This window comes from Frankia sp. R82, from assembly GCF_023716925.1.
In the GTDB taxonomy this organism is placed as follows: domain Bacteria; phylum Actinomycetota; class Actinomycetes; order Frankiales; family Frankiaceae; genus Frankia.
Genome location: NZ_JAMQQG010000273.1, coordinates 1 through 4,384, shown reverse-complemented (window position 1 = coordinate 4,384; position 4,384 = coordinate 1). Strand labels below are relative to the sequence as shown.

Here is a 4,384-nt window from a genome sequence, read left to right as displayed (position 1 = left end):
GGAGCCGGCGGCACGTCGGCGCAGCGACTGCGCCGCGGCGGTGAGTGCGACCGCGGCCAGCAGAACCAGGGCCGGCTCGGCCGCGGCTCGGAAGCGGGTCGTGCCGTAGACGATGACGGTGGCGAGGCTGAGCGCGACCGGAACGGCGAGCAGGGGCAGCACGGGCCGGCGGCGGCGCACCAGCACGACCACCCCGGCGGCCGCGGCGACCTCCAGGCCCCACAGGGTCACCATCCCCAGCTGGCTCAGGCGCAGCGGTCGCAGCTCGATCGTGTCGAGGCGGGCCTGCTGCCAGGGATGGAACACCCCCCAGGTCCGGCCGAGTCGGGCTGCGGCGACCGCCGGCAGCCGGTCGGTGTGGGCCCGCAGGTAGGTCATCGCCTGATGCCGGTAGAACACGTCCCGCTCGGAACGTTCCGTCGGCGCCGGCGGCAGGGCCAGCACACAGTCGAACGACCACCAGCCCAGGTGCTCGCCGTAGTAGGTCGCCGGGCAGTGGGTGACGGCGAGGGTGGTGCCGAGGCCGGTCGAGAGGTATTCGGGCTGGCTGAACCGGGTCAGGTTGTAGATGGTCCACGGCGCGACGGCCAGCACGCTGGTCACCGCGGCGACGACGAGCAGCCCTACCCGACGGCGCCAGGCGACCCCCCGGGCCAGCCCGATCAGTGGAACCACCAGGACGAACGCGAGCAGTGCGAGTTCCGCCCGGGCGAGCATCACGGCGGCGAGCGCGAGCCCGAGCAGGGCGGCCTCGGCGAAGCCCGGGCGAGACCGGAAGCGGTAGGCGGCGAGGATGAGCCAGGAGCAGGTCAGGATGCCGGTCGTCTCCGACATCACCAGCGGATCGTTGAGCCACATCCCCGGGTAGACCGCGGCGATGCCCGCGGCCACGAGTCCGGTGGCCGGTCCCGCGGCGTGCCGCCCGGCCAGGGCGATCACAACGATCGCGGCGACTCCCAGCAGACAGGAGAAGACCTGGTGGCTCAGGAAGCTGGTAAGCCCGAACAGCGCGGGAATCGCCAGCAACACGCTGGTCAGCGGCGGATGCTGGGCATCGGCAACGTAATGCCCGGAGCGGCGTAGTTCGTACGGGTCGGGCCAGCCCCGTCCGTCGGCGAACAGGTTCGCCGCTTCGTGGTAGTAGTAGGGATCACCCTGCACTGGGATGGGGTGCAACCAGTGGATCAGGTAGAACAGCCGGATCCCGAGCCCCAGCAGGCAGATCACGGTCAGCCAGGTCTTCCATCGACGCATCCGGGCGCGATGACGGGCGTGACCGGTCCCACCGAACCCGGTCAGCCAGGGCCACCCGCCGCCACGCGGCATCGCCTGCGCATCCACCGTACGTGGGTACCCGGCTGTCGTCTCGGACACGGCCGCAAGGTACCAACGACGTGCACCCGACCAGAAAGTGCATCCCCGACGAACGGCTCGGATGCACCGCGCGTGCACGCCCACGGCGCCCTGCGGCTAGCCTTTTCGGTCGGGCGCCCTCGGCGTGGTCTGGTCGGGGCCTGCCGGCCAGGTGTGCGGCCCTCACCCACCCGGGGAAGCCGCGGCAAGCGGGTGTCGCCATGGCGGTACACCCACGGGTGGCCCGACCGGCAAACGGGGCACAATATCGCACGCAGCGATCGCACCACCGACGCCCGAACGACGACGGCGAGGAGGAGGGACAGGCTGACCACCAACGACGCCGACACGGTCCCCCTTGCCTCGGGCGGCCGGTCCGGGCAGCCCGCCACGGACACGCAACCAGCCACCACTCCGATCGTGACCCGTGGCAACCGGCCGGCGACCCGGATCGGTGGTGGCTCCCACCGACGCGGCACAGCCCGCACGGGCGTCCAGGCCGACGAGGCGCCCCGCCCCGCCACCCCACGGGCCTGGCCCAACGGTGCCGGGCTCCCGCCGTCGGCGCAGTCACCCGGACGGGCCCCGGTCCAGCCGTATCCATCCGGTGACGAGCGTCGCGTTCCCGCGCCACCGCGCCACCGCGAGGCCCGTCCTGTCCAGCCGCGGCCGATCTCCGGCGTGGACGGGCGGGAGGTCCGGGGCACACCGGAGGTCCGGGGCACACCGGAGGTCCGGGGCGTGCGGACCGGACGCGGTGTCTCCGACGTCCGGCGCGGCGCCGGCTCGCAGCGGGACGGGGCCCGCGACGCCCCCGCAACGACCCGCCTGCGCGCGATCGACGACCTGGACGCCACCGGACCGGTCCTTGCTCCCCTGGGACACCTGCCGGCGCTGGACGGCCTGCGCGCCTTCGCGGTGATGGCCGTGATCGCCTATCACGCCGGGATCTCCTGGATGCCGGGCGGCCTGCTGGGCGTCGACACGTTCTTTGTGCTCTCCGGGTTTCTCATCACCGGTCTGCTGGTCACCGAGTACCGCAACACCCGGCGTATCGACCTGCGCAGTTTCTGGATCCGGCGGTCCCGCCGCCTGATGCCCGCGCTGTTGCTGCTCCTCGTGGGCGTGGCGGCCTATGCCCGCTGGATCGCCGCTCCCGGCGACGTGGCGACGGTGCGCCTTGACGCCCTTTCGACCCTGCTCTACGTCGCCAACTGGCGCTTTGCGCTGTCCGACCAGAGCTACTTCAACCATTTCTCCGCTCCGTCGCCGCTGTTGCATACCTGGTCGTTGTCGGTCGAGGAGCAGTTCTACGTCCTGTGGCCACTGGTGGTGTTCCTGCTGATGCGCCACAGCGCACGCACGGTGGACCGCTGGCGACGGCAGCGGCAGAAGGCCCAGTCGTTGGCCCTGTCCGTGGCGGTGCTGGGCGCGGTGGCCTCGGCGCTGATCGGTGCCGGCCTGCTGCTGACCGGCACCGATGCGTCCCGGATCTACTACGGGACGGACAGTCGCTCGCAGGCTCTGCTGGTCGGCGCGGCCCTGGCGGTGTGGCGGGGACAGCGCACCCGGCCGATCTCCGAGCGGGCGCGCTCGGTGCTCTCCGTCGCCGGCTGCGTCGCCGCGGCGGCGCTGCTGGTGGTCTGGATGACGGTGAGCGGCCAGAGTCGGCCGCTCTACCTGGGGGGCTTCCTCGGGGTCGCGCTGCTGGTGATGGTGCTGGTCGCCGCGCTGGTCGAGGCGCCGAAGGGGCCGCTGTCGCGGTTTCTGTCGCTGGCGCCGCTGACCTTCATCGGCCGGATCTCCTACGGTCTGTACCTGTGGCACTGGCCGGTGTTTCTCACGCTCACGGCCACCCGGACCGGCGTGACCGGTGTCGGGCTGCTCGGGCTGCGCCTGGCGGCCACGCTCGCCATCACGTTGACGTCGTTCCACCTGGTGGAGAACCCGATCCGGCGTGGTCGGATCCGACTGCCCAGGCCCCGGGTGATGGTCCCGGCGGTGTTCGCGAGCGTGCTGGCGGTGATTCTCGTCGCCACCGCCGGGACGCCGGGCTCGGTGCGCACCCCCGCCCAGCTCGAGGCGCTGGCCCGGCAGGCGCAGAGCGCCCCGGTACCGGCGATCGCCTACTCGAGGACGGGCGCGGCGGGGCCGGTCAAGGTCTCGCTCGGTGGTGACTCGGTGGCGCTCACTCTGGACTACAGCGCGTTCTCGACGATGGCCGCCGCCCAGGGCCTGCAGATGCACGACTACTCGATGCTCGGCTGCGGCGTCGCCCGGGGCATGCAGCGGCGCATCCTCGGCCAGGCCGGACCACCCACCGACGGCTGCGACCAGTGGCCGGCCCGGTTCGCCCGCGAGATCAACGAGGTCGATCCGGCCATCGCGATGCTGCTCGTCGGCCGCTGGGAGGTCACCGACCAGCTGCAGAACGGTCGCTGGACGCACATCGGCGAACCGGCCTTCGACGCCTACCTCGCCCGCGAGCTCGATCTCGCCATCACTACACTCGGCGCAAAAGGCGCAAAAGTGGTGCTTCTCACTACGCCGATCTTCAAACCCACCGAGGCGCCGGACGGCGGCATCTATCCGGAGACCCAGCCGGAGCGAGTGCTCCGGTTCAACGAGCTGCTCCACCAGGCCGCCAACCGGCATCCTGGCACGAGCATTATTGATCTGGCCGCCGTTCTCACGCCCGGTAACCGATACGTCGACGAACTGGACGGGGTCCGCCTGCGCGACGACGACGGCGTACACATCTCGGCCGGCGGTGGCCAGCGGATCGGGGCCGCGATCATTCCTCAGCTGCTGCAGATCGCCCGCACGCTCACACCGTCCGCGCCTGCACCCGCATCCGACTCCGTCCCACAAGCCACGGGCGTGGGACCCGGCTGAACGTCCGTGTTTACCTGACGCTAACCTTCCGACCAGTACCAGGTGGTCAACAGGAGGATCGACGTGCCGCGTGCGCTGATTACCGGGATTACCGGGCAGGACGGGTTGTATCTGGGTGAGTTGTTGACCGCGAAGG

Annotated in this window: 2 protein-coding genes; one reads left to right on the top strand and one right to left on the bottom strand. The window is 71.4% G+C overall.

The genetic code is table 11. The features are described from left to right. On the bottom strand, nt 1–1,374 hold a 1,374-nt coding region (locus ND747_RS20105; protein WP_308204665.1), incomplete at its 3' end, for a glycosyltransferase family 39 protein. 720 nt (nt 1,375–2,094) lie between these two features. On the opposite strand from ND747_RS20105, the gene ND747_RS20100 reads away from it, so the two are divergent. Then, nucleotides 2,095–4,248 (top strand): acyltransferase family protein, encoded by a 2,154-nt coding sequence (locus tag ND747_RS20100; RefSeq protein WP_308204664.1) that lies wholly within the window; start codon nt 2,095–2,097, stop codon nt 4,246–4,248. Nucleotides 4,249–4,384: the final 136 nt, after the last annotated feature.